General features: G+C 55.2%; 16 protein-coding genes. 9 read left to right on the top strand and 7 right to left on the bottom strand.

Going from position 1 to position 22,692, the window contains the following annotated elements:
- The first annotated feature begins 177 nt into the window (after window positions 1-177).
- The 5 genes from HKD42_RS08100 to HKD42_RS08080 all read left to right on the top strand — a co-directional run bounded on the left by HKD42_RS08100 (window position 178) and on the right by HKD42_RS08080 (window position 9,973).
- Window positions 178-1,452, top strand: coding sequence for a BNR repeat-containing protein (locus HKD42_RS08100; RefSeq protein ID WP_170012319.1), 1,275 nt, complete (start codon window positions 178-180; stop codon window positions 1,450-1,452).
- Between the two features lies 1 nt (window position 1,453).
- Entirely contained in the window at window positions 1,454-4,648 is a 3,195-nt protein-coding gene (locus HKD42_RS08095; protein ID WP_170012317.1) for a glycosyl hydrolase, read from the top strand.
- 106 nt (window positions 4,649-4,754) lie between these two features.
- The gene (locus tag HKD42_RS08090) at window positions 4,755-7,112 is read left to right on the top strand and encodes a DUF5060 domain-containing protein (RefSeq protein WP_170012315.1); all 2,358 of its coding nucleotides are present in this window, start codon (window positions 4,755-4,757) and stop codon (window positions 7,110-7,112) included.
- Window positions 7,112-8,572 (top strand): BNR-4 repeat-containing protein, encoded by a 1,461-nt coding sequence (locus tag HKD42_RS08085; protein ID WP_170012313.1) that lies wholly within the window; start codon window positions 7,112-7,114, stop codon window positions 8,570-8,572. The genes HKD42_RS08090 and HKD42_RS08085 overlap by 1 nt, the downstream gene beginning before the upstream one ends.
- A gap of 12 nt (window positions 8,573-8,584) precedes the next feature.
- On the top strand, window positions 8,585-9,973 hold the full coding sequence (locus tag HKD42_RS08080) for a family 43 glycosylhydrolase (protein ID WP_170012311.1): 1,389 nt from the start codon (window positions 8,585-8,587) through the stop codon (window positions 9,971-9,973).
- Between the two features lie 17 nt (window positions 9,974-9,990).
- Here HKD42_RS08080 and HKD42_RS08075 read toward each other — a convergent pair whose 3' ends face one another.
- Window positions 9,991-10,305: an L-rhamnose mutarotase gene (locus HKD42_RS08075; RefSeq protein WP_170012309.1), complete on the bottom strand. Its 315-nt coding sequence runs from the start codon at window positions 10,303-10,305 to the stop codon at window positions 9,991-9,993.
- 106 nt (window positions 10,306-10,411) lie between these two features.
- On the opposite strand from HKD42_RS08075, the gene kduI reads away from it, so the two are divergent.
- The gene (kduI, locus tag HKD42_RS08070) at window positions 10,412-11,245 is read left to right on the top strand and encodes a 5-dehydro-4-deoxy-D-glucuronate isomerase (RefSeq protein ID WP_170012307.1); all 834 of its coding nucleotides are present in this window, start codon (window positions 10,412-10,414) and stop codon (window positions 11,243-11,245) included.
- Between the two features lie 32 nt (window positions 11,246-11,277).
- Here kduI and HKD42_RS08065 read toward each other — a convergent pair whose 3' ends face one another.
- The 6 genes from HKD42_RS08065 to HKD42_RS08040 all read right to left on the bottom strand — a co-directional run bounded on the left by HKD42_RS08065 (window position 11,278) and on the right by HKD42_RS08040 (window position 18,330).
- Window positions 11,278-12,795, bottom strand: coding sequence for a sulfatase-like hydrolase/transferase (locus HKD42_RS08065; RefSeq protein WP_170012305.1), 1,518 nt, complete (start codon window positions 12,793-12,795; stop codon window positions 11,278-11,280).
- Window positions 12,792-13,745, bottom strand: a complete 954-nt coding sequence (locus tag HKD42_RS08060) for a DUF4861 family protein (RefSeq protein WP_170012303.1) — start codon at window positions 13,743-13,745, stop codon at window positions 12,792-12,794. Before HKD42_RS08060 ends, HKD42_RS08065 begins: the two co-directional genes overlap by 4 nt.
- Window positions 13,746-13,793: 48 nt before the next feature.
- The gene (locus tag HKD42_RS08055) at window positions 13,794-15,440 is read right to left on the bottom strand and encodes a purine-cytosine permease family protein (protein WP_170012301.1); all 1,647 of its coding nucleotides are present in this window, start codon (window positions 15,438-15,440) and stop codon (window positions 13,794-13,796) included.
- A gap of 138 nt (window positions 15,441-15,578) precedes the next feature.
- Window positions 15,579-16,877, bottom strand: a complete 1,299-nt coding sequence (locus tag HKD42_RS08050) for a TRAP transporter large permease (protein WP_170012299.1) — start codon at window positions 16,875-16,877, stop codon at window positions 15,579-15,581.
- Entirely contained in the window at window positions 16,874-17,368 is a 495-nt protein-coding gene (locus tag HKD42_RS08045) for a TRAP transporter small permease (RefSeq protein WP_170012297.1), read from the bottom strand. The genes HKD42_RS08050 and HKD42_RS08045 overlap by 4 nt, the downstream gene beginning before the upstream one ends.
- On the bottom strand, window positions 17,365-18,330 hold the full coding sequence (locus HKD42_RS08040) for a TRAP transporter substrate-binding protein (protein WP_211483570.1): 966 nt from the start codon (window positions 18,328-18,330) through the stop codon (window positions 17,365-17,367). The genes HKD42_RS08045 and HKD42_RS08040 overlap by 4 nt, the downstream gene beginning before the upstream one ends.
- Window positions 18,331-18,546: 216 nt before the next feature.
- On the opposite strand from HKD42_RS08040, the gene HKD42_RS08035 reads away from it, so the two are divergent.
- From HKD42_RS08035 to HKD42_RS08025, 3 genes are all read left to right on the top strand, one after another.
- Window positions 18,547-19,596, top strand: a complete 1,050-nt coding sequence (locus HKD42_RS08035; RefSeq protein ID WP_170012295.1) for a LacI family DNA-binding transcriptional regulator — start codon at window positions 18,547-18,549, stop codon at window positions 19,594-19,596.
- A gap of 174 nt (window positions 19,597-19,770) precedes the next feature.
- Window positions 19,771-21,225, top strand: coding sequence for a BNR-4 repeat-containing protein (locus HKD42_RS08030; RefSeq protein ID WP_211483569.1), 1,455 nt, complete (start codon window positions 19,771-19,773; stop codon window positions 21,223-21,225).
- A gap of 5 nt (window positions 21,226-21,230) precedes the next feature.
- On the top strand, window positions 21,231-22,688 hold the full coding sequence (locus tag HKD42_RS08025; RefSeq protein ID WP_211483568.1) for a cellulase family glycosylhydrolase: 1,458 nt from the start codon (window positions 21,231-21,233) through the stop codon (window positions 22,686-22,688).
- Window positions 22,689-22,692 lie beyond the last annotated feature (4 nt).

The raw sequence follows: 22,692 nt of genomic DNA, 5'->3' as shown, positions 1-22,692 counted from the left end.
AAACTATCTCCCAGAAGGCCGGCAGCGAGTTTCGACTTCGCTGTCGGCCTATTTTTTTGGCGAAGGAGGATGAAGTCAGTCATGTTTCGAATGCGGCAAAAAGCAATGCGCTTATCGTGTTTTCCGCTCTTGGTGGCTGTTGCATCTCCACTTGCGCTTGCGCAACCGACAGACAGATTGGCGGACGATCAGCTCAATTTGGCTAGCGAGGTCGAGGCCATCGACTTTCATTGGTCGGGGCACCGGGTCTTCGCCCAGATGATCCAGCGCGGCGAGCATCAGTTGATTATTTATTACGATGCCAGCCGCCAGATGAGTGTTGCCCACCGTGCCCATCAGCGCACGCCTTGGCGCTTTCAGAAATTGCCCAGTTTTTTGGGGTGGGATAGCCATAATTACGCAACCGTGGATGTGGATGAGGAAGGCTACATCCATGTCATGGGAAATATGCACAACGATCCGTTGGTCTATTTCCGTTCAACAGAACCATGGAATGTACGATCGCTGAAGCAAGTCGATTTTCTGATTGATCGAGAGCGTGATCAGAACGTAACCTATCCCAATTTCATGCATGATCGCGAAGGACGATTGATTGCCATCTATCGTTTGGGCGGCAGCGGCAACGGGCGCTATTATTACCACCGCTATGACACCGCGACCAAGACTTGGTCGTTGATGCATGACGGGCAGTTTTTCGACGGTGAAGACGAGCGGGGGGCATATTATATCGGCCCTCAACTGGGGCCTGATGGCAAGTTTCATATGGTTTGGGTATGGCGCGAAACACCATCGGCTGCGACCAACAACAATTTGTCTTATGTGCGCAGTCCGGATCTGGTGAATTGGGAAGATAGCAATGGTAAGCCGGTAACGCTGCCGCTGGTCCGGTCTTCTGGCGAGATTGTTGATCCAATCCCGACATTCTCAGGCCTGTTGAACGGCCAAAAAAAGCTAGGCTTCGACGCTGAGCAGCAGCCGATGATTTCTTATTACAAGCATGATGAAAATGGCGATACCCAGATCATGCTCGCGCGGAAATCCGGTACAGGTTGGACCACGCATCAAATCAGTGACTGGCAGGATAGCAAGCAGTTCCTCGATCGCGGTGGCAGTTTGAACGTGCCCATCCGGGTGCCGCAATCCCCATATTTGGCGGATGACGGTACTATACGGGTTCGTGTCACGCGCGATGGCCGGGAAATCGAATTTGCGGTAGACGCGCAAAGCAATCGCACAGTCCGCGTCGGTAGCTATAAATCCGTTCCTGATGTCATCAAAACGTTTCAGGATAACCCTGATTTGACGCAGTTCGTTCGTAAAGCGGAAGGCGTTTCGGCGGATAGCAAGCACGACTATTATTTGAGTTGGGAGGCCAATCCGCCGGCGCAAGATCAGGCGCGCGGCGAGATCCCTCAACCTTCCACCCTGCGTCTGCATAAGATCCCGCGATAAGATGATTGAAGTAGCCGAAGCGGTTTTTGGTTTTCGACGCGCTTGTATTGCTGCGACCGGAGCTGCCCTGCTGGTCGGCACATCGGCCTCTCCTGCATGGGCGCAAGCGGACCTAGACAGGTTGCAAGCCGAGTTTGTCGAACCTCCGGCAGATGCTCGGCCATGGACGTGGTTCCATGTGATGAGCGGGAATATGACGCGCGAAGGGATCACCAAAGATCTTGAGGCCATGGAGCGGGTTGGCATCGGCGGTATTGTGCTGTTCCACGTGACCCAGGGGATCTCTTACGGTCCGGTAAAATTCAATTCACCAGAACATCTCGAACTTATCGAACATGTTGCCGCCGAATGCGAGCGGCTTGGCCTCAAATTCTCGTTCCACAATGCCGATGGATGGTCGTCCACCGGCGGGCCGTGGGTTACGCCGGAGCAATCCATGAAGCGGCTCGTTTGGAGCGAAACCGTTGTTGAGGGCGGGGCGGTATCACTGGGGCTCAGGAAACCCGGAACGGTCGAAGATTTCTATCGTGACATTGCGGTAATTGCTTACCCCTCATTAGCAGGAGAGATCGCCGATCAAGCCAATCCGGCAGCGGTCACGTCTTCCGACCGGCACTTCGATCTTGATCGGGTGACCGATGGAGAAATCTTCACGCAGAGCATGTTTACAGCAGCGGGGGATGAGCCGGGTTGGGTGCAATTCAGCTATGATCGCGCCGTGCCCATTCGCGGCCTGTCGGTGAGAAACATTGGCGAGCGCGATGTCAAAATTGTGCTCCAAACGTCGGACGATGGAGTGAATTTCCAGAAGGTTCGCGAATTCAAGAAGACCCGTTTGTTGCGCGCGGAATGGGAAATCGACGAGAGTTTCGCCCCGATTGATGCGCGCCATTTTCGCGTGACGTTCGACCATAAGGCCCTGATTGGAGAAATCGCCCTTTCCCAGCTCGCATCTGTCGCCAACGGTTCCGGCCATAGCGGCATGGGGTATGTTCCGGGTAATAAGCTGCCGGTTCAGGTCGCGCCCCCGGTCGCCGATGTGCTGAGCCGTGACGCGATCCGTGATCTCACACGATTTGTTGATGAAGATGGGCGTTTGCAAACCACATTGCCATCAGGACAATGGACCGTCATGCGCTTTGGCTACACGTCCACTGGAGCGCGCAACGTAAATCCCTCTCCCGAGGGTAATGGGCTGGAAGTTGACAAATTCGATGCCTCTGCTTTCGGTGTGCATTACGATGCCTTTATTGCTCCGGTGATCAAGCGCGCGAAAGCCGTTGCCCCCAGAGCCACAACCGGGGTTATGATCGATAGTTATGAGGTGGGCGGTCAGAACTGGACAGCGGGATATGACAGTCAATTCCAGCAAGCTTACGGCATCGATCTAAAGGGTTGGTTGCCCATTTACGCCGGTCGTTTCATCTCCAGCAGCGCGGCAACCACGGGCATGTTTGCGAAAATCCGTAGCTTCAACGCTCGACTGATCAACGATAATTACTACGGTGAGTTCGCCCGTCTGATGACAGAAGAAGGGTTGGAAAGCCTGATCCAGCCTTATGGGCTGGGGCCGTTTGACGAATTGAACGTTGCATCTGCCGCGTCGATCCCTGCTGGTGAATTCTGGGTGCGCCGCGATGATTTGTCCAACCTGAACGGGGCGGTGTCTGCCGCGCGCATCTATGGCAAGCCAGTGGTCGCCGCCGAGGCTTTCACGGCAGTGTGGGATGACAACTGGTTCTTCGATCCAGCCTTCGGAAAGAAATGGGGTGACCGCGCGTGGATCGCCGGTGTGAACCAGTTCTTCTTTCATCGGTTTGCGCATCAGGCGAATACCCATGTCATGCCCGGCATGACGATGAACCGTTGGGGCTCTCATTTCGACCGGACCCAGCCATGGTGGGATAAAGGCGGCGCGGCTTGGTTCACGTATATGGCGCGCGGCCAGCACATGCTGAGGCAGGGGCGCGCAGTGTCCGATGTGGCGATGGCGGTGGGGTCGAACAGCCCGGTCACCTGTCCGCAAAAGTCTGAGGCGAGCAAGCACCTGCCAGCAGGAGTGGATTTCGATTGCATCGACACACCCACCTTGCTGGATCGCAGCAGTTTCGTGGATGGCGCGCTGGTGCTGCCCAACGGAGCGACATATTCCATGATCTGGTGGCCAGATGACCGCGTTCCTTCCGCAGCAGAGATTGCGCGTCTTGAAGCAGCGAGCCGTGCCGGAGTTCCCGTAGTATTTGGTCACCGTGGAGACACGCCGACACAGGTGTTTAACGCTGCCGGATTAAAACCCCGTGTTTCCTCTCCCAGCGGGTTGCCTTCTTTCACGCACAGAAAATCAGGCTCGGCCGACATATTCTTTGTCTTCAATGATTCAGAACACGGCAAGGCGTTCGATCTGTGTTTCAGGGTCAGCGGAAAGCAGGGCGAAGAATGGCACCCGGTTACCGGCGGCAGCCAAAAATTGGCTGGGTCAGTCGATGGAAACGGTTGTACGAATATCGAGTTGGGATTGGCTGCGCATGAATCGCGCTTCCTTGTCTTTGACGAGACGTTTTCTTTCGAGCCGGGTGATGGCGCGAATGCCACAGATGTCCAAACGCTAGCCAATTTGGATAGGGGCTGGTCGATCAGTTTCGACCCTGCCTATGGTGATGTGAAAAACTTGACGGGCACGGGCTTGTTCGATTGGAGCAAGAGCGACGATCCCGAAATCCATCACTTCTCTGGCAAGGCCACCTATCGCAATTCGTTTGAGGTGACGGCTGACAGTCTAGAACGTTCGCCGCTCATTTCAGTGAGTCTCGGACACGTGGAAACTGTCGCGAGTGTGCGCGTCAACGGCCAAGAACTCGGCACAGTCTGGACCGCGCCTTATGCGATCGACATTTCGTCAGCGATTAGCAAAGGGCGAAATACAATTGAAATCGAAGTCGCGAATCTGTGGGTCAACCGCCTGATTGGCGATGCTGCACTTCCAGATACAAGCGGATATGTGCCCGAAGATAATATTGGATACCGGCCTGAAGAAAACTTGCCGAAGCGGGATATGGTCGGATGGTACAGTTCCAACCAGCCACCCCCACCGGGACCGCGCCGCACCTTCGCTACGCATTACTTCCAGAAACCGGATGATCCACTGACCCCATCTGGCCTTATCGGACCGGTTACCGTCACAATTCAGGACAAGTAAAATGCTTCATCGTGTTGCCCCTCTGCTTTGCTGTCTGCTCGGGATTTTTTATGCTCAGGGAACGGCTGCGCAAGAGGTTTCCGAGGCGGGAGCCCGATATGAGCTGGTGACCTTGAAGATAGAGGGGCCCCAGCTTGATGAACGCAGCGATCGCAATCCCTTCGCTGATGTCCGTCTCGAATGGCGGCTTACGCACGGCGACAAAAGCTGGGTTGTTCCGGGGTATTTTGCAGGTTGCGACAATGCAGCGGATAGCGGCTGCACCGGTGGACAGGTTTGGCGCGCGCATTTTGTGCCGCCATATGAGGGTGAGTATGACTGGGAAGTCGATTTTCGCAGTGGGCGGGACATGGCTATCGCGCCGTCTCCGGGGCAGCGTCTGGACGGGCATGGCGCTGCCGGAGGTTTTACTGTTTCTGGGCAACCCGCCGATCCAATTCGAGCGCGCGGGCTTCTGCAATACACAGGTGAAAACTACTATCGTTACGCTGGTGACGACAGCGTATTTTTCAAATTCGGTCCGGATGCGCCAGAGAATATGCTGGCCTATTCCGACTTTGACGCCACGCCCAGTTTCAAGGGCTTCCGCAAGAACTGGCAAGCTCATGCCAGTGACTTGAAGCCCGATGGTGAATCTTACCTTTGGGGCAATGACCGGCGCGGCACCGGATTACTGGGGATGTTCGATTATCTCGCTGATGCCGGGGCGAACTCGGTATCCATGCTGCTATGGAATGCTGGCGGCGATGATCGCAATGTTTTCCCGCATTTGATGGGCGTGCCCGCCCAGCAGTATGAAGCGATGGAGCCACGTGCGCAGTGGCAGGATGGCCTTGTTCAAGACCGCTTTGACCTTTCGAAACTGGATCAGTGGCAGCGTGCCCTGTCTTACGCCGACAAGCGCGGGCTGCACCTTCATTTCAAATTGCAAGAAACCGAAAATGACAGCTTCATGGATGGCGGGGCGCTGGGCCGAACGCGCAAACTATATCTGCGCGAGATGGTCGCTCGGTTCGGTCATTTTCTGGCACTGACCTGGAATCTCGGGGAAGAGAACGTCCAGCACCCTGGGGATGTGCGCCACATGGCAGCGTATTTGGAGGCGCTGGACCCCTATGACCATCCGCTGGTGTTGCACTCCTACCCTGATCAGAAGCAGCGTTACCGCGCATTACTGGGCCCCGATACGGCATTGAACGGGCTCAGCCTGCAAGGCCGGCAAGATGATATTTCCGATCTGCGATTTGATGTGATCACTTGGTCCAACAATGCCAAGCTTGCCGGCAAACCCTTGGTGATGGCCTATGACGAGCCCGGGCGGGCAGACGGCGGCGCTGGGGTTGATCCCGACTATCCGCAAGAGCGTTTGCCCAGCAAGCGGGAGATTGTGCTCGATCCCGATCTGTTTTTGCGTGACGGACTGTGGAATGCGCTTACCGCCGGTGCCAACGGGGTAGAGGCCTATTACGGCTACAAAACTGGATGCAGCGATCTCGATTGTCAGGACCATCGTACGCGCGCGCGGCTTTGGCGTGAGGGGCGCGTGGCGCTGGACTTTTTCCGCGATCACGTTGGCGATCGGGTCCTCGAAATGACACCTTCTGATCATCTGACTATGGCGCGTGACGATTATGTTCTGGCGCAACCGGGGGAGTTCTATGTGATCGTCCCGGGCGAGGAAGAGATCGTTTTGGCAACTGGCGGTATCGAAGGCGAATTTTCCGTCCGCTGGTTTGATCGCGTGCAGGGAGGGGCCTTGCAAATCGGCTCTTTAGACCAGGTCAAAAACCACCGACGGCGAACGAAAATTGGCCAACCTCCATCCGGTGGAAGCGGCAAATGGATCGCTGTAGTTGAACGGCTCGACACCGGCATTCTCGTGGAAGCAGAAAGTTTTAAATCGCAGCGCCTCAACGATGTCCGCAGTTGGTGCCGTTCGGCCGATTGCCCGGCGGGCTGGAACCGTGAGGGTGCAGAAGACTACATCGCTTTAGTACCGGACACTCGCAAGTCGCATGATGATAAGCTGGTACGCGGGGAGAACTTTAGCGGACAGCCAGGAAAGATGGCGATCGTATCCTACGATGTGGATTTCCCATCGGCTGGCCGTTGGTATCTGTGGGTCCGGGTTCATGCGCTGGGGTCCGAAGATAATGGCATTCATGCCGGCTTGAATGGCGAATGGCCTGAAAGCGGCGCCCGGGTGCAATATTGCGAGGGGCGCGGGCGTTGGCATTGGGATAGCCGCCAGCGCACCCGTGATCAGCACTGCGGGGTGCCCGGCGGGCTATGGCTGGATGTACCCAGTGCAGGCACACACACGGTCGAGTTCTCTATGCGTGAAGACGGTTTCGTGTTCGATGCGTTCTATCTCACCCGCAGTCCCTACTTTCCGGAGCCTCTTAAAAAGGCAAACGAAGCCGCCATTGCAGCGGCCAAACCCAAGTCGAAGAAAGGTCACTGATGATCAGCATGAAGCCATTACTTTCGGGCATATCAGCAGCACTCTTGCTTGGCTTCGCCCAAGCAGCGCACGCCAACGGTCCGGAAAATGCCAAGCGGGCTTTCATCACTGGGTGGGATGAACTCGCGTCGGCCAGTCACGTCTCTGACGGTATGGAGCGTTCGCGCGACGGCAAGCCACGGTTTGAAGGGCCGCTGGGCGCGCAAGGCGTCAGCTATAATGGTTATCAATATGTGGTTTTCTATTCGGGTCGCGACCGTAGCTTGCCGAAGGAAAAATCGGTTTCTTATGTCGTCGTCTCACGCCGCAAGTTGGGCACATTTGCGTGGCAACATTCGATCCTGACTGACTACCAAGTCACCTCGGACGATGCTCACAATCGTCAGACGATCGCGGTTTCTGAAGGTGATGGTAGGGTCCATATCTCTTTCGATCATCACAACCGGCCAAAGATGAATTATGCAGTGACGGCTGCGGGCGTGGCCACAAATCCTGATACTGCCTTATGGAACGAGGATACTTTTACTTATTCCCAGAACCTTGGGCGCGATCCAAATGAGCGGCTGAACGTCACATACCCTTCATTCTCGCAATTCCCCGGTGGTAACCTCATCGTCTATTTTCGCAGCGGCGGGTCATATGGTGGGGAAATGCGATTGGCCCGTTACGATGCAGCGACTGGCAAATGGGGTGAAGTCCGCAACATCTCTTCCCGGCGAGGAACGTTTGAAGGCCAAGAGACAACGCGCGGACCGTATCTAGGTGATGCGAAGGCGATGCAGGTTGGCCCTGACGGATCGTTGCATGCATCATGGGTATTCCGCGAACGGCCTTGCGATTACACGACCAGCTCGCGCAGCGAGATTTTTTGTAACCATGGGTTGTTCTATGCGTGGTCCAAGGATGAAGGCCGGACTTGGCTGAGAAAAGACGGATCGCAAATTGCCGATACGGAAGCGGGCGAGACGATCTCGATCGATAATCTTGGTGGACCTGTAATCGAGGTGCCGAAGGGATTGGGACCGAGCAACCCTTCGATTACGTCCACCGTCGATCCTGCTACTGGCGAAATGCACACTCTGCTGCGACACCTCGATCAGCGGGGGGGGACTAGCTATTACTACCACTATCTGGGGCGGCCGGATGGGACATGGACGCAGAGCCAGACCAATTTTGATGGTAATACCGCCTCGCTCTCCGTGGTCGGCGACCGGCTCTACGCCTTCGTAGGACGAGACAAGGGCCAGATATATTACGCTGAGCGCAAGGACGAGTTTAGCAAATGGAAGCGGCTCGAGATCGAGATTGAGAAGCGGCGCAAGTTTGACCCGAGGGGTGGGTTCATCACTTGGGATCTATCGCTGGTAAAGGAAGGAAAAGTGTCGCTGTTATGGCACCGTGCACCTGAGAAGTCCGGCGTATCATCCCCGCTCCAAGTCTTCGATATCGCATTTAAATAGGGACGGCGTCCTATGAATTCGCGCAAGAGCCTGAAGCCGGGGAAAGCAGTTCGCGGTCTGTGCGCACTCTTTCTAGGCGTATCAGCCTTCGCAGCATCGGAGGGTTATGCAGGCAATCCGATCATTGCCAATCAAGGGGTAAATGACCCGCATATCCATGTGTTTGGTGACACGGCATACCTTTATGCCTCACATGACAAATCCCCTCACAATACAGATTTCATTATGGAAGACTGGCAGGTCTGGTCATCCGAGGATCTGGTCAACTGGAGGCTGCGTTCCACATTACTACCCAACCAGACTTATCTTCGAAGCCAACCAGATTTTGCCTCGGCATGGGCTACTGATGTGGCAGAAAAGAACGGTAAGTACTTCTGGTACTTTTCCGAGGGTAACCATCAGACGGGTGTGGTGGTCGGAGATAGCCCGGTCGGCCCATGGAAGGATGTGCTCGGGGCGGCTCTTCTGAAGAAAGATCTCACGCCCACGGATGAATATGATCCAGGCCTCTTTGCAGAAGCCGATGATCGCTACATCATATTTGGTGTTTGGGATTACTATATGGCCAAGCTTGGCGATGACATGATGTCGCTCGCCGAAACGCCGCGCAGAATTGAAATTCGCGGCGCGCGCGGCCCTTACACTTTCACAAGCGGTACGCCGTTTGATGGCAAGCTTACCGATGACAAGCCGTTTCTACACAAGCAAGGTGACGTGTATTACCTTTCCTGGGGTGCCTTCTACGCCACGTCAAAAGCGCTGTATGGCCCATATCAATACCGCGGTGCGGTGATCACCGAAGAGAGTTTTCCGACCGGGTTGTCTGCACCCACTTGGCCAACGGGCCCGCAACAGGGGCGGCATGGTTCATTCTTCACCTGGCACGGTCAGACATACTTTGCCTATTGCGACATTTCGCAAAGCGGCAATCGCTATTTCCGTGATACCTTCATCAGCTATGTTCATTACCGTGATGATGGCAGTATCGCCCCGATACGTGTCGATGAAACGGGTGTCGGTGAATATAACGCTGATCATGGGCCGATCGAAGCTGAGGAATTCTTCGCGGCTGACGCAGTTACCAAACGCGAAAACGCAGCCGCATCGAACGGCTTTGACATTGTACTGGATGAGGGGGCGCGGGCGCTGACCTTTCCCAATATTCGCGGCTTAGCTGGTAAGGATAGTGCCGTGTTCGATATTGCAGGCGACAGCGACGCCCCATTTACGCTGTCGGTTTGGCGCAAAGGGGCAAAGGCTCCCATCGTAGAGCAGGGGTTCGACGGCGCGAACCGCTGGCGGGTACCCCTTGGCGCGCTTGGCGAAACAGAAAGCCTGATTGTGAAGATCGAGCGGGCGGGCCGGAACGAACTGGCGCTAGATCGTATCTCTTTCGAATAGGCGCTGCCTGCTGCGGTTCAGTCGTGTGAAAATTGTTTCGGCAGCAAATAAGGGAACTGCGTCGCAGGATCGATGTCGACCTGCATGATAGGCGCCATATATTCGGCCCAGCGGGCATTCACGGGATTGTCCGCCAAGAACGCCGCTGTTGCATCGAAATCGTCGGTTTCAAAATAGCCGAACAGCGTCAGACCATGCTTGAAAATATGGTAATTGCGAATGCCGGATTGCTGCAGGGCTTCAGTCATTTCCGGCCATATTTCGTCATGGCGCTTCTTATATTCTTCCTCGTAACCCGGCCGTATTCCCAGCACCCACGCATATGACGCCATGGTAATCTCCCTCTTTTCATTCCGCCGGATAGCAGGCATAAGCACTCATGAAAATCCAATTTCATTCAAAAACAATCATGCGCTTTAGCAAACGGAGTTGACCGCAATGCTTGACCGAAAATTCGCCGCCGATCAGCAACGTTATCGGACTATGCGCAACGAAGAGCTGCGGGATAGTTTTGTGGTCAATGGCCTGATGCGCGAAGGCGAATTGATGCTGACGCTGTCGGATATCGACCGAGGCATTGTCGGTAGTGCAGTTCCCACCCAGACACCGTTGGAATTCAGCTCTTTCGACGAGTTGGGTGGCGGGGCGTTCACAGCGCGCCGCGAAGTGGGTGTGATAAATATTGGCGGCTCTGGGACTATACGTGTTGGCGAGGACGCTTTCGCGCTTGATCGGCTCGACAGCCTTTATATTGGGCGCGGCGAGCATACCGTGCAATTTGCGAGCGACGATGCCGCTGATCCAGCGCGCTATTATCTGGTCAGCTATCCGGCACACACCGCCTATCCCAGCAAGCTGGTTAAGCAGGCTGAAGCGAACCGGATTGATCTGGGCGAGAAAGCAACCTGCAACGAACGGACCATTTTTCAACCTCTGCGCCCTGGTATCATCGAAAGCTGTCAGCTTGTGATGGGCTTCACCAGTTTGGCCGAAGGAAGTGTGTGGAACACATTCCCGCCGCATACGCACGATCGCCGGTCAGAGTTCTATTTCTATTTTGACCTGAGTGAAGAGGCACGGGTATTCCACTTCATGGGCCGCCCTGACGAACTGAAAGCGTTGCCGCTGTCCAACGAAGAAGCGGCGTTGTCGCCATCGTGGTCGATGCATTGCGGTGTAGGGAGCGGTGCTTACAGCTTCATCTGGTCGATGGGCGGCGAAAATCAGGAATTCGACGATATGGATCACGTGCCTCAGGCTGCTTTAGCCTAAGGCACCGGTCCCCATAGAGCGCGCGCTATTGCCTATTGGGCGTAGCGCGCTTGCTCTTCCAATTCCGCATCGAAGCGTTTCGCAAAATCGGCGGCGATCTTCGGATATTGCGTAGCGACATCATTCGCTTCGCCGGGATCCTTTGTCAGATCGTAAAGCTCGACAGCCGCATCGGTATTTGAACGCAGTGCCTTCCATTTGCCAATCCGGCCCGCTTGTTGCGTCACGCCAATGACGCCGGAATTGGGGTCGCCCAGTTGGCGCGAGAACGCCCAATACAGCATTCTTTCTGGTAAGCTGGCATTGTCGTTCAGCAGCAATGGTGCCAGCGAAACACCGTTGGCACCCGTTGTTTCCGCGGCACCGGGCCGCCCGGCAAGGTCGCCAAGAGTTGGCATCAGGTCCGCGAACATAACTGGAGCGTCCTCGACACGCCCGGATTTGATGACAGAAGGCCAGGTCGCGATGAACGGCATGTGGATGCCGCCCTCGGTCAGGTCACGTTTTCCCCCGCGGAACGGGCCTGCTGCAGCGATGCCTAGCGGATCGCCGCCACCTTCAGAGTGCGGGCCGTTGTCTGACGTAATAAGAATAAGCGTATTGTCTTTGAGCCCTTGCGCTTCCAGTTTCGCCACCAATTCTCCAACATAGGAATCAAGGGCTGCAATCATACCGGCTTGAACCGCATTGGGCTCGTCAATCGCCAGCGGATAGTAATCTGGAAACTGGCTATCGGGTGTTGGCCCTTTCAAGCCATTATATGGTGTTTCCGTAAATTTGCCGCGATAAGGCGCAACGAATTTTTCCGGCGCAGCCATTTCCGAATGGGGCGAGGTATAGCTCACCAAGGCGAAAAACGGCTGCTTGCCATCTTGTTGGTCCAGATACTCAAGTGCATCATCGGTAAAGAGCCGTTGGGCATAACCGCCGCGCGCGCCAGCACGATTGTCTGGGACTGGCACCATCTTGTTATTCTCGAACATGAACATCGGGAACTGACGGTGCGCCTGAATATTGTGAAGCAGACCTTTCCACTCTTGAAAACCCATGGTCATCGGGTCAGTCTGGCCAAAGGTCGTACCGATGCCAAATTTCCCGAAAAGAGCAGTCTTATAGCCAGCATCGCTCAGAAGATGCGCGAGAGTGCGGTCACCGGGGCGCAAGGAAATAGTGTTTGCTGTGCTGTGCAGGCGAGAGGAATCGCGCCCGGTCATCAACGAGATGCGCGATGGAGAACATACGGTGCTGCCAGCATAGCCATTGGCGAAAAGCATCCCTTCGCGGGCCAGCTTATCGATGTTCGGCGTTTTAATAATCTTATGCCCGGTGATGCCCAATTGGCCATAACCCATATCATCGAACAGGATCAGCAGAACGTTAGGACGGGGCGCAGCGGTTTGCGCCTGCGTAGCCGGGGTGGTGGTGCTTGCTATGCTGATCGGCGCGGTGGCTGTATCATCAGTTGTCGATGCGATGCTGGTGTTTGCCGCACATGCGGACATGGCTAGTACGCTACTTACGGCCAGTAGGGTCAGCGGTTTGCGTGTCATTGGCTTGATCCTTCAAGTGCCTGCAGTTCTTTGTCCAGCAACGCGACAAACGCATCGCGCGATTTCACACCTTGCGGGTCTAATTCCCACGCTGCGAGGAATGCGTATTCAAAATCACCACTATTGAAACTGACATAGTGTGTGGAGTTGGCGAGACCGCCATAGCTCGCCTCACCAGCGCGGTAGAACAGAGCCATTCCTAGCCCGTCTTTATTCTCGCTTTGCTGCTCACCCCATGTCGCAACGTACAGCCACTGGCCGTTTCCGTTATTGTCAGATTGCAGCAATTCGGCACCGTCATGCATGACAATACCGGTGGCTAAGGGAAGGTCGCCTGTAGGTTTCACCTTCACACGGGTTAATGGGCTGCCGCTGGCGATTGAGTAATTGGCGGTAAATCCGGCCGTTTGGCCAGTCGGCGTTTCGATGCCGTCGGCGGTAACGGTGAAGTTCCCGGCGCTGCCCCCTGTCTCGTCAATTTTGGCGGATAGTTTCGGTACGCTGCCAAATTGTTCCGGCTGGCCAGCCCGCATTGTCCCAAGCCCGCCTATGCCAAGGCTGGGCCCGACTTTCAGCACGTCCATGCCCCACGGGGCCAAGTCATGATAGCTGCCGAACTCGCTTATCTGTGCGAGCGCTGGCTCCCCCGTCCGTTTGCCGAAGATATCGCTGACCAGGCGTCCGTCCAGATAGAGCCGGTAGCCTACCAGCTCATTTTCCCAACCGATCCCTTCATAAGGCATCATACCATCACCAATTTCATGGGAGGCTGGAACGTTGAATGAATCGACTGCCACATATGCGGCCTCGTCATTGTCGCGAACGCGCAGATCGACGGCCACTGTGTTTGCCGGTCCGGCCGAATTTGCTCCGCTATCATCATTTGGCGCTGTGCAACCTGCGAACAGAGACGAAAGAGCCACAATGGTAACTAGTTTTACCGTTTTCACTGGAATATCTCCTCGTGTCGCCGGGGCGACTATTGATCTGGGAAAGCGTTATTTTTGCGCTGCTGTTTCGCCTCTGACGAGCAGGATTGCGAAGACGAAATAGCTCAGCGTCGGCCAGATGATCAAAGACTGGAACTGCTCCAGATCACCCGAAGTCAGCGCCAATATGCCTAAGCTGACAGCCGCTAAGAGCGACAATGCAGCCCCTCCAAAGAACAGTTTGTTCCCGCCCGATTTCACCAAACCAGAGGTCTGTTGGCTCGCCAGGAAGTCGCGCTCTGCCTGTTGGCGGGCGCTCTCTGCCTGCTCCGAAGCCGCGAGCGCGCTGGCGTCAACCGCCTTCGCGCCCATGACCGATGCGAACAGAGGATAAAACACCAATGCCGAGAGCCATGCGGGGATGAAGAGGAAGAAGACATCCACTCCAAGACCGTACCCAAGCAGAGCTGCAACTCCGACACTCACAAGCCACGTCAGCAGGGCGGGCACATTAAGCGCTGAGCCTGTTGCCGAATGCCAATAGCGGGTTAGGCCAAGGCGCTTGAACAGAAAGTGTTCGGAGAAGATCAGCCCGCCAATGGGGGCCATCACCAGCGCCATAATGCCAAGGAAGCCCAGCAATTCGCTAAAGACGAAGGGCGAGCAGGCGATGATCGTCGTGATCACACCCACGACCAGTGTCACGCGCTCGCGCGACCATGCGGGATGTAGGGACTGAAAGGCGAGGCCTGAACGGTAAATTGTCGGGTTAGAAGTGGTCCAACCTGCGATGATCACCGTCAATATGCCGATCGCACCAAGCGCCTGAAACGCAACGCCGCCCGCATCAAGAGAGGCCAGCTCCGTCTTCAGGAGCAAGGCAGCGCCCGCGCCCATAATTCCAGCTGCAAGCCAAGCAGCAAAGTGCCCTATGAACATGCCAAGCGAGGAGTACCAAGCGTAGGAAGATTTGCGAGCGAAGCGCAGGATCGACATATCGCCTAGCCCGCCGTGGAAGGCCAGATTGGCGCCCCATGCAAAGGCTGCGACATGCCAGAAACCGGCCTCCGTCCCTTTTTCGATCCAGATGCTTGTTTCAGCGAGCGTCAGAAAATCGCCGAAGTTCGAGATGCTGGAAACGGACGCTGTATTCGCCACAATGACAGGCAGCATCGCAGCGCCGCCAACAAAGAACATGACGATCATCCACGGAGCAGCGACTTCGGAGAAACGCGCCACAACGCTAAACCCGCGCATGGCAACGAAGGAGACAACCGCGCCTACACCCAACACAATCAAGACAAAGGCAAAGCTGGATGGCAGCCAGCCCACCTGCGGCGGTATGCCGAACAGGATCCGAACCGCGCTGGCGGAAACGGTGATCATTGCGCCCGCAAGCACACAGAACAATATGCCGTTGATGACGCTGTAGACTTTGATGAAGCCCGGCCCAGCGATCTTTTCAAGATAGGCATAGAGGGTGAGGCGAGTTTGGGTCGCGATGGGGGCGCAAATCAGCACCCAGCTCAAAACAGCGAGCAAATTTCCTAAGAGAAGACCGGCGATGACTTCGCCAGCACCAACCCCCATGCTCACAAACAATGCGCCGATGACAAATTCTGTGCCGGCAACATGCTCACCCGCATAGGATGCTGCAAAATACCGACCCGGCTTCAGCGCTGCCGGAGCAACCGGCTCGCGTTCAAACTCTTCCATATCCACTCCCTTGGATTCTTTTGGGAAGATTAGCTGTCTTTTTTACGCATGCAAGAAAATGATCGAAAATGATCAAAAAAGATTGATGCTATTCTCAGTTTACGCTCTCGGAAGGGGGGATTGCGCTATGACTGTGGATCATTCCATCATCCCGAAGAAGCGCGGCAGCGCTTCCGACAATTGCGGGATTGCCGTCGTGAGCGCAAGCGCAGCCAGCATGGCCAGATAGAGCGGGATCATTGGCTTAATCATTGAAGCGACTTTGGTCTGACCCACCGCAGCACCAACAAACAGCACTGTCCCCACCGGGGGCGTGCACAGCCCGATTGAGAGGTTGAGAATAAGGATCATGCCGAAATGCACCGGTGAAATACCTAGAGCAACCGCGACCGGTAGAAGAATCGGCGTGAAGATCAGGATTGCCGGGGTAATATCCAGAAATGCACCGATGATCAGCAGTATAACGTTGATTAACAGCAGCAAGAGCAACGGATTGTCCGAGATGGTCAGCAGCCCCTCGGCAATGGCACCGGGCATGCCGGAATAGGCTAACATCCATGCCATTCCTGTCGAAGCAGCAATCAGGAACAGGACAATGCCGGTAGTTTCCGCAGACTTGATGATCACTCCGGGCAAGTCTTTCCATCCCATTTCGCGGTGAAGGTAGATGCCGAGAAGTAGCGAGTAGATTACGGCAAAGGCGCTGGCTTCGGTTGCGGTAAACAAGCCTGAGACGATCCCGCCGACCACGATCACCAGCATAGCAATACTTGGAATCGCCGGAATTATGGTGCGCAGCGACTCGCGGATCGAGAGCCGGTCCGAAACCGGGTACCCGGCTTTGCGCGCGACAAGTATGGCTGCGATGATCAGCGCCAGGCCTGCAACGATGCCCGGGCCGTACCCTGCAAGAAACAGAGCGCCAATTGATACGCCGCCCGCCGCCACTGCATATACAATCATGACGTTGGAAGGAGGAATCAACAGTCCGACGATAGAGGCGGATGTGGTCACCGAGGCTGCGAATGGTGCGTCGTAACCTTCCTTTTTCATCGCCGGAACCATAAACGATCCGATGGCAGATGTGGCGGCGACTGCGGATCCTGAAACAGATCCGAACAGCATGCTAGAGATGATACTGACTACGGCCAATCCGCCGGGCAGTGCACCGATTAACCCCTTGGCAGCATTGATTAATCGGCTGGCAACCCCGCCGGCGCCCATTAAGTACCCGCTCAGAATAAAGAACGGGATAGCAAGCAGGGTGAAGCTGTCCAGTCCGGCGACCATACGTTGGGCTAGGGTGGTGGTAGCAGGATCAAGCGGCATTATAGAGCCGAGCGCGGCGAGTGTTGCCAAACCGATGGCAAAACCGATCGGTACGTTCAGCGCAACGAGCAAGAAAAACACAAATACCAGGATGAGGCCGGTGGTCATTGCGGTTCTCCCGTAGCCGGTTCATTTTCAGTCGACGTTCCTTCAATCAAGAAGGAGATCGCAAGGTAAGCAATCACCAGTCCGCACAGCGGCATAATCGCGTAAATAGTCCACATTGGAAGACCCATTGCGGCAGACGTTTGACCTAGTGTCGCGGTAATTTTAACGAGCAGGCCGCCGCCATAGACCATAACTGCCAGCGCAAAGACTGCACATGCGAGCCAGATGGCGCGTGCCGCATTCACTCGCGAACGGGAAGAAAGCCGGGCAGAGATAAGGTCAACCCCCACATGCATGCGCTTGGCAAAGGCATAGGCCATCGAGACCATTCCCAGCCAGATGAGTAGGAACCGGGCGATTTCCTCCGTTGCGGAGCTCGGGGCTTCCAAAACATACCGTCCGATTACCTGCCACAGCACCGTCAACACCGTTGCGCTGAACAGCACCACCAGAATACCCGCGAGTGTCTTTTCAATTATCGTCCGCATCATGCATTCTCCGACATGGCTTCGATCCGGGCAGCCAGTTCTCCGATCCGTGTTCCATCGTAGCTTGCTTTCAGTTCAGCCACGGCCTCTCGGAATGGTGCCTTGTCTGGCCGGTTGATTGTAACGCCACTGGCCTCGATTTCGGCCAAGGCTTCGTCAGAGGCTTTGCGCCACAATTCGCGCTGGTAACTCTCGGATGCCGCCATGGCTTGCTTTGTCCAGCCCTGCTGTTCTGGCGTTAGGCGGTCCCACACGCTTTGGCTCATCACGACTACATCAGGAGCGCTGACATGTTCATCAAGAGAATAGAACTTCGACACTTCGTGGTGGCGCGCACTCAAGACGCTTGGCGGGTTGTTCTCTGCACCATCGACCACGCCCTGCTGCAAGGCAGCGTATAGTTCGCCAAAAGCGATCGGTGTGGCAGCACCGCCGAATGTCTCAACCGTTTTGACAAGCGCTTCACTTGGCAACACGCGCAGTGTTTTGCCGCGAATGTCAGCGGGAGTATTTACTGGGCCGCCAGTCATGTAAAAGCTGCGCGCGCCCGCATCATAGTGACCGATCCCTTTCAGAAGGATGTCGTTCAGACTGTCGAGGATTTCCTGCCCGATTTCGCTTTGCACGACTCGCCGCTGATGTTCGCTGTCATCAAATAGATAGGGTAGAGAGTAGACACCCATATCTGGCGCGAAATTTTCCAACGAAAGCGAAGACACTTTGGTCATCGAAATGGCGCCAAGCTGCACTAGCTCAACAAGCTCACGTTCTGTGCCCAATTGCGCGTTGGAGAAAATTTCCACCTCGATAGAATCGCCGGATAGACGGATCAGTTCGTCGCGAAACCGCACCATAGCCAGATGCACAGGGTGTTGCTCGTCTAGAGTATGAGCCAGTGTTAAACGGTCTACTCCGCCAATTCGTGCGCACCCCGGCACCATCCCCGCAAGCCCTGCGGCAGACAACAACTTAAGATGTGTACGCCTTGAATGCACAAGCAAACCCTTTCTTCGAGATTCGACCAGCCAAAGAAGTGTGGCTGACAAACGTGCTGTATGGTAACCGGTGTCACAACAACTGCAAGCCCGATTTGTTTGATTGCCAATCTGCGTTAAACTTGTCAGCAGGATCGAGTGCAAGCGCGCCGCAGTCTGCTCTGTGCTTGTGGAAAGGACCAGTGGATGCCGCGAGGCGACGATAAATTGTCAGGCCAAACTACGCCAACAATCAACGATGTGGCCGCGCTGGCTGGTGTTTCTAAGAAGACCGTCAGCCGTTTCATCAACAAATCTTCGCTGATGAGTGACGCGACCCGCGACAAAGTTTCGCGGGCTATCAAGCAGCTAGGCTACGTACCGAATCCCCAAGCGAGGGCGCTAGCGTTGCGTCGCAATTTCATGATTGCGATGTTGCATGATAATCCTAACGGCCAAACAGTGCTCAACTTTCAAAAGGGCGTGTTGGCTGCGATCAAGGATTCCGAACTGGCGCTTGCTGTTAGGCCCGTTGATCGTACTTCGCCGGAACTCTTGGTAGAGATAGAAGCCTTTCTGTCGATGCAGCGCCCGCTGGGCGTTCTGATCCTGCCGCCGATTTCAGAACGGGATGATATCGTCGATCTGTGTAAGCGGCTCGATATCGCCTATATGCGGATCGGATCTACCGCTCTCGATGATCCAGCCCATTGCGTTGCGTCGAATGATCGAGCTGTGGTGCATGAGCTGACCACAGCTTTGCTGGCGAAGGGGCATAGAGACATCGGCTTTGTGCGCGGACCAGAAGGTTTCCGTTCGCCCGTGGAGCGTGAAGCAGGATTTCGAGACGCGTTCGCCGATAGCGGTGTGACGCTCGATGAATCACTGATCGGACAAGGTAACTATCGGTTCGATTCCGGATTGGAGGCAGGGCGCGCTTTGTTGGGCCGTAAGAACCGTCCCAGCGCGATTTTTGCAAGTAATGATGAAATGGCGTCAGGCGTTTTGCATGCAGCTTACAGTTTCGGGCTGTCCGTGCCAGACGATTTGGAAGTGGTCGGGTTCGATGACACCGCCACGGCTTCGCATGTGTGGCCCACGCTGACAACGGTACATTGGCCAATTGAGGAAATGGGCCGGCTTGCGGCCATGAAGCTGGTCTCTGAATTTCTGGGCGGGACGACGGATGAATTCGATCTCGATCAGGTGGTGGTCGATTCTTACATTGTCGAGCGAGCATCAGCCCGGCTTACGTAAGCCTTGGCCAGCGCAATTGTTGAGGCTGCGGGATCGTTGATCCAGCGCCGTTCGAGCGCTCATATTGCATATTCAATCAAAATACACCAATAATGATCACCTGAGGGGAGTCGGTACCTAGCGATGATATGCTAATCGCAATGTGCCCTGAACGACCTGACGGGGGGAATTGGATTGGATAGGCGGAAATCACTGAAAGTAGTGGGTGCAGGCTTGCTCGCCGGGACAGTACCGTTCGGCGGCGGGCTGTTTGCGCGGGATCGCCAGCACCGTGATCACTTCGCGGATAATGGCTTTGGAGAAGGGGTTGCTGTTGTCCAGCATCCTGCGGGCGAATATTTGGACGGCAAGACATATGTCTCGTATCAAGGGCCGCTCGAGGATCCGTATGTGGCCGCATATGACCATGAATCTCAAACTTGGACCGGTCCCTTTAAAGCCGGCACGAGCATCCTGGGCAAAGATTCCGCAAAGAAGATCGACAGTCATGGAAAGCCGACCATGATTATCGACGATGAAGGTTACATCCACATATTCTATGGCGGGCATGGCGGCGTAACGGAGCTGCACGGAGAGAACCCGATCGGCGGTGTTCATTCAGGCGAAAATCGCCATGCCGTGTCGCAAAAACCATACGACATTACCCGTTGGAGAGACCTCAATAATGTCTCACCTTTCGGGACGTATAATCAGGCCATTAAGATGGATAATGGCGATATCTATCTCTTCTATCGCCATGGCGCACATCGCAGCAATTGGGTGTATCAAAAGTCGACGGATAACGGCCTGACCTTTTCCGAGCCGGTATCGTTCTTGAAGACGAAACGCCGAGATGACGGGATGGGTGCAGACAGCTGGTATGCGAGCGTCTCCAAAGGGCAGGGCGACGAGATCGTTCTGGCATTCGACTATCACTACTGCTGGGACAGAGGCGCGCCGCGTAATAATCGCGGCGGACATTCAACCGAGCGCAAAAACCTGTATTTTGTGAAATTTGATGCCACAGAAAATCGCTGGATGAATGTTGAAGGGGAAGAAATCTCCATCCCCATCACCAAAGAAGTCGCTGACCAAAAAGCATTGGCAGTAGATACCGGCGATTTGTGGACATTCAATGGCATCACCCGCGTAGACGAGGATGGCATGCCTCATATCAACGCCTATATTGGCCAGGATATCGGCTGGCAGATCGGCGGCCCCAAATATGCAAGCTATTTCCGCTGGAACGGTGAAGAATGGGTGGGCAATGTCAAAAGTGGCTTACCCATCGGCCGAGGGGACTATCTGGTCGATGGACAAAACGTTCGCTTTCTCCTGAGCGGGGTTAAACCGGATAGCGACGTTACCCAAGTCCGCTGGTGGGAAAGCCGAGATGGCGGGATGAGTTTTAAACCCGGCAAGCTTTTGCTGGAGTTTAGTGGTTCAGACATGCCCCCAGCTAGAGAGGCACCGCAGAGGCCCAAGTCTCTGAGCAATCTCGATAGTCCCGGATCCGCCGCCAGCGCTTTTATTCGCAATGCTCATCCCGATGCACGAATGATCATTGCCGAAAAGCCCAAGGGTTCGGATTGGCGCCGCCTTTATCTTGTTGGCGACAAAGGGCCGATTGGCCGCATTCAGGAGGGCTAAAGCCCATGATCGCCTCTATATATTCAGTTATCCGACGGATGGCGATATTGCTGTTTTTGGCTGTGCCGCTTTTCGGCCTTGCCGCGCCGGTTCAGGCAGAGATTAAGCATGGTCTGAGGGACGATAACGGACGTCACTATATTCCGCGCGGCTTTGTTGTGAACACCAATGACGGCAATCAACCTGTCATGTTCGATGAAGGCGATTACTGGCGTATGGCGCGCTTGGGCGCGAACACGCAGGTGATCCGGCTCGAACTCAGCAAGTTTGGCACAATGCCGGGTACCACCTTTGACCCGGCCTATCTTGAAAAACTGGACAGACTAACGCAGCTTGGCAGTGATGCCGGCATGACCACCAGCTTCAAAATGACGCTATATGGCGTGCCCAATTTTTCGTGGGAAGGGTTCTGGAACAATACTGATGGTATTCAAGATGACTACGCCAAAGCGTGGCATATCATGTGGGAACGGTTTGCTGGCAATCCGGACGTGGTCGGATACGACTTGGTCAATGAACCGCGCAAGCTTGCGATGGATATCTCATACGATGATCTGACACGGCAGTTCCTGATCCCGTATTATGAACGCCTGATTGCAGAGGGTCGCACGTACAACCCTGACAAGCTGTTTCTGTGCCAGACGATTTTCATGAACAAGGGCGAAGCAATTGAATTCAATCAATATGCTGAGATTAAGAACCCGATCAAAGGCGGCAATGTCGTTTTTGCGCCGCACATCTACCAGCATCGGATCAATTTCATCGAACCCATCCTGCGCCGGTTTGAGCGGGAGGCTGAGTTGCTTGATGCACCCATTCTTGTGGGTGAGTGGGGCTTTCCAACATTGATGTCGACCGACATCTCCGTAGAAGACCAGCTCCATTACCAGCGCTTTTATATCCGCACGGCAGAGATTTTCGATGAAACCGGCATGGGCACAATCAAGGCGTGGTTCCTTGGCAATCCGCGCTATCAGAACTTTCTGCCCGGCGGACCGTCCACATGGGCTATCTTTCAGGACAACCAGTCACGGGGCACGGTTGAGCGCAAATACATCACCGATATTATCGCCCGCCCTTATCCCAAATTTATCGCCGGTGATCTGGAGCGCTTTCGCTATGACTTTGCCCAACGAGAGCTTTCTGCCACCATCACGCCGGACAATAGCAAGGGGGTTTCTTCGGTGTTTGTCGGGGCAAACCGTCACTATCCTGATGGCTTCTCGCTGCATTTGAGCAACGGCCTGGTGCTGACTCATGCACCGGGAAGTGGCGAAGCTTTCCGCGTGGCGCGACGAGGTGATGGCAGCCAGCTGTCAGATTTCATCTGGGATGAAAGCGCGCAGCAAATTCTGGTCATGCGATGGCCTGATACGGCCGGGCCGATCAACCTTAGGGTGACGCCGGGTATCTGGCGGGATTTACCGCCAGCGCAAATTCCCCGGCCGCGCGACGGGCTGTGAAACT

It is taken from the genome of Pontixanthobacter rizhaonensis (genome assembly GCF_012972675.1).
In the GTDB taxonomy this organism is placed as follows: Bacteria; Pseudomonadota; Alphaproteobacteria; order Sphingomonadales; family Sphingomonadaceae; genus Pontixanthobacter; species Pontixanthobacter rizhaonensis.
Note: the sequence above shows the minus strand (reverse complement) of the source record. Positions and strands in the feature narration are given on the sequence as shown.

Coding starts and splice junctions, on each gene's coding strand:
- HKD42_RS08095 (WP_170012317.1), top strand. CDS start 1,454: ATGATTGAAGTAGCCGAAGCGGTTTTTGGTTTTCGACGCGCTTGTATT.
- HKD42_RS08085 (WP_170012313.1), top strand. CDS start 7,112: ATGATCAGCATGAAGCCATTACTTTCGGGCATATCAGCAGCACTCTTG.
- HKD42_RS08080 (WP_170012311.1), top strand. CDS start 8,585: ATGAATTCGCGCAAGAGCCTGAAGCCGGGGAAAGCAGTTCGCGGTCTG.
- HKD42_RS08075 (WP_170012309.1), bottom strand. CDS start 10,305: ATGGCGTCATATGCGTGGGTGCTGGGAATACGGCCGGGTTACGAGGAA.
- kduI (WP_170012307.1), top strand. CDS start 10,412: ATGCTTGACCGAAAATTCGCCGCCGATCAGCAACGTTATCGGACTATG.
- HKD42_RS08065 (WP_170012305.1), bottom strand. CDS start 12,795: ATGACACGCAAACCGCTGACCCTACTGGCCGTAAGTAGCGTACTAGCC.
- HKD42_RS08055 (WP_170012301.1), bottom strand. CDS start 15,440: ATGGAAGAGTTTGAACGCGAGCCGGTTGCTCCGGCAGCGCTGAAGCCG.
- HKD42_RS08050 (WP_170012299.1), bottom strand. CDS start 16,877: ATGACCACCGGCCTCATCCTGGTATTTGTGTTTTTCTTGCTCGTTGCG.
- HKD42_RS08045 (WP_170012297.1), bottom strand. CDS start 17,368: ATGATGCGGACGATAATTGAAAAGACACTCGCGGGTATTCTGGTGGTG.
- HKD42_RS08035 (WP_170012295.1), top strand. CDS start 18,547: ATGCCGCGAGGCGACGATAAATTGTCAGGCCAAACTACGCCAACAATC.
- HKD42_RS08025 (WP_211483568.1), top strand. CDS start 21,231: ATGATCGCCTCTATATATTCAGTTATCCGACGGATGGCGATATTGCTG.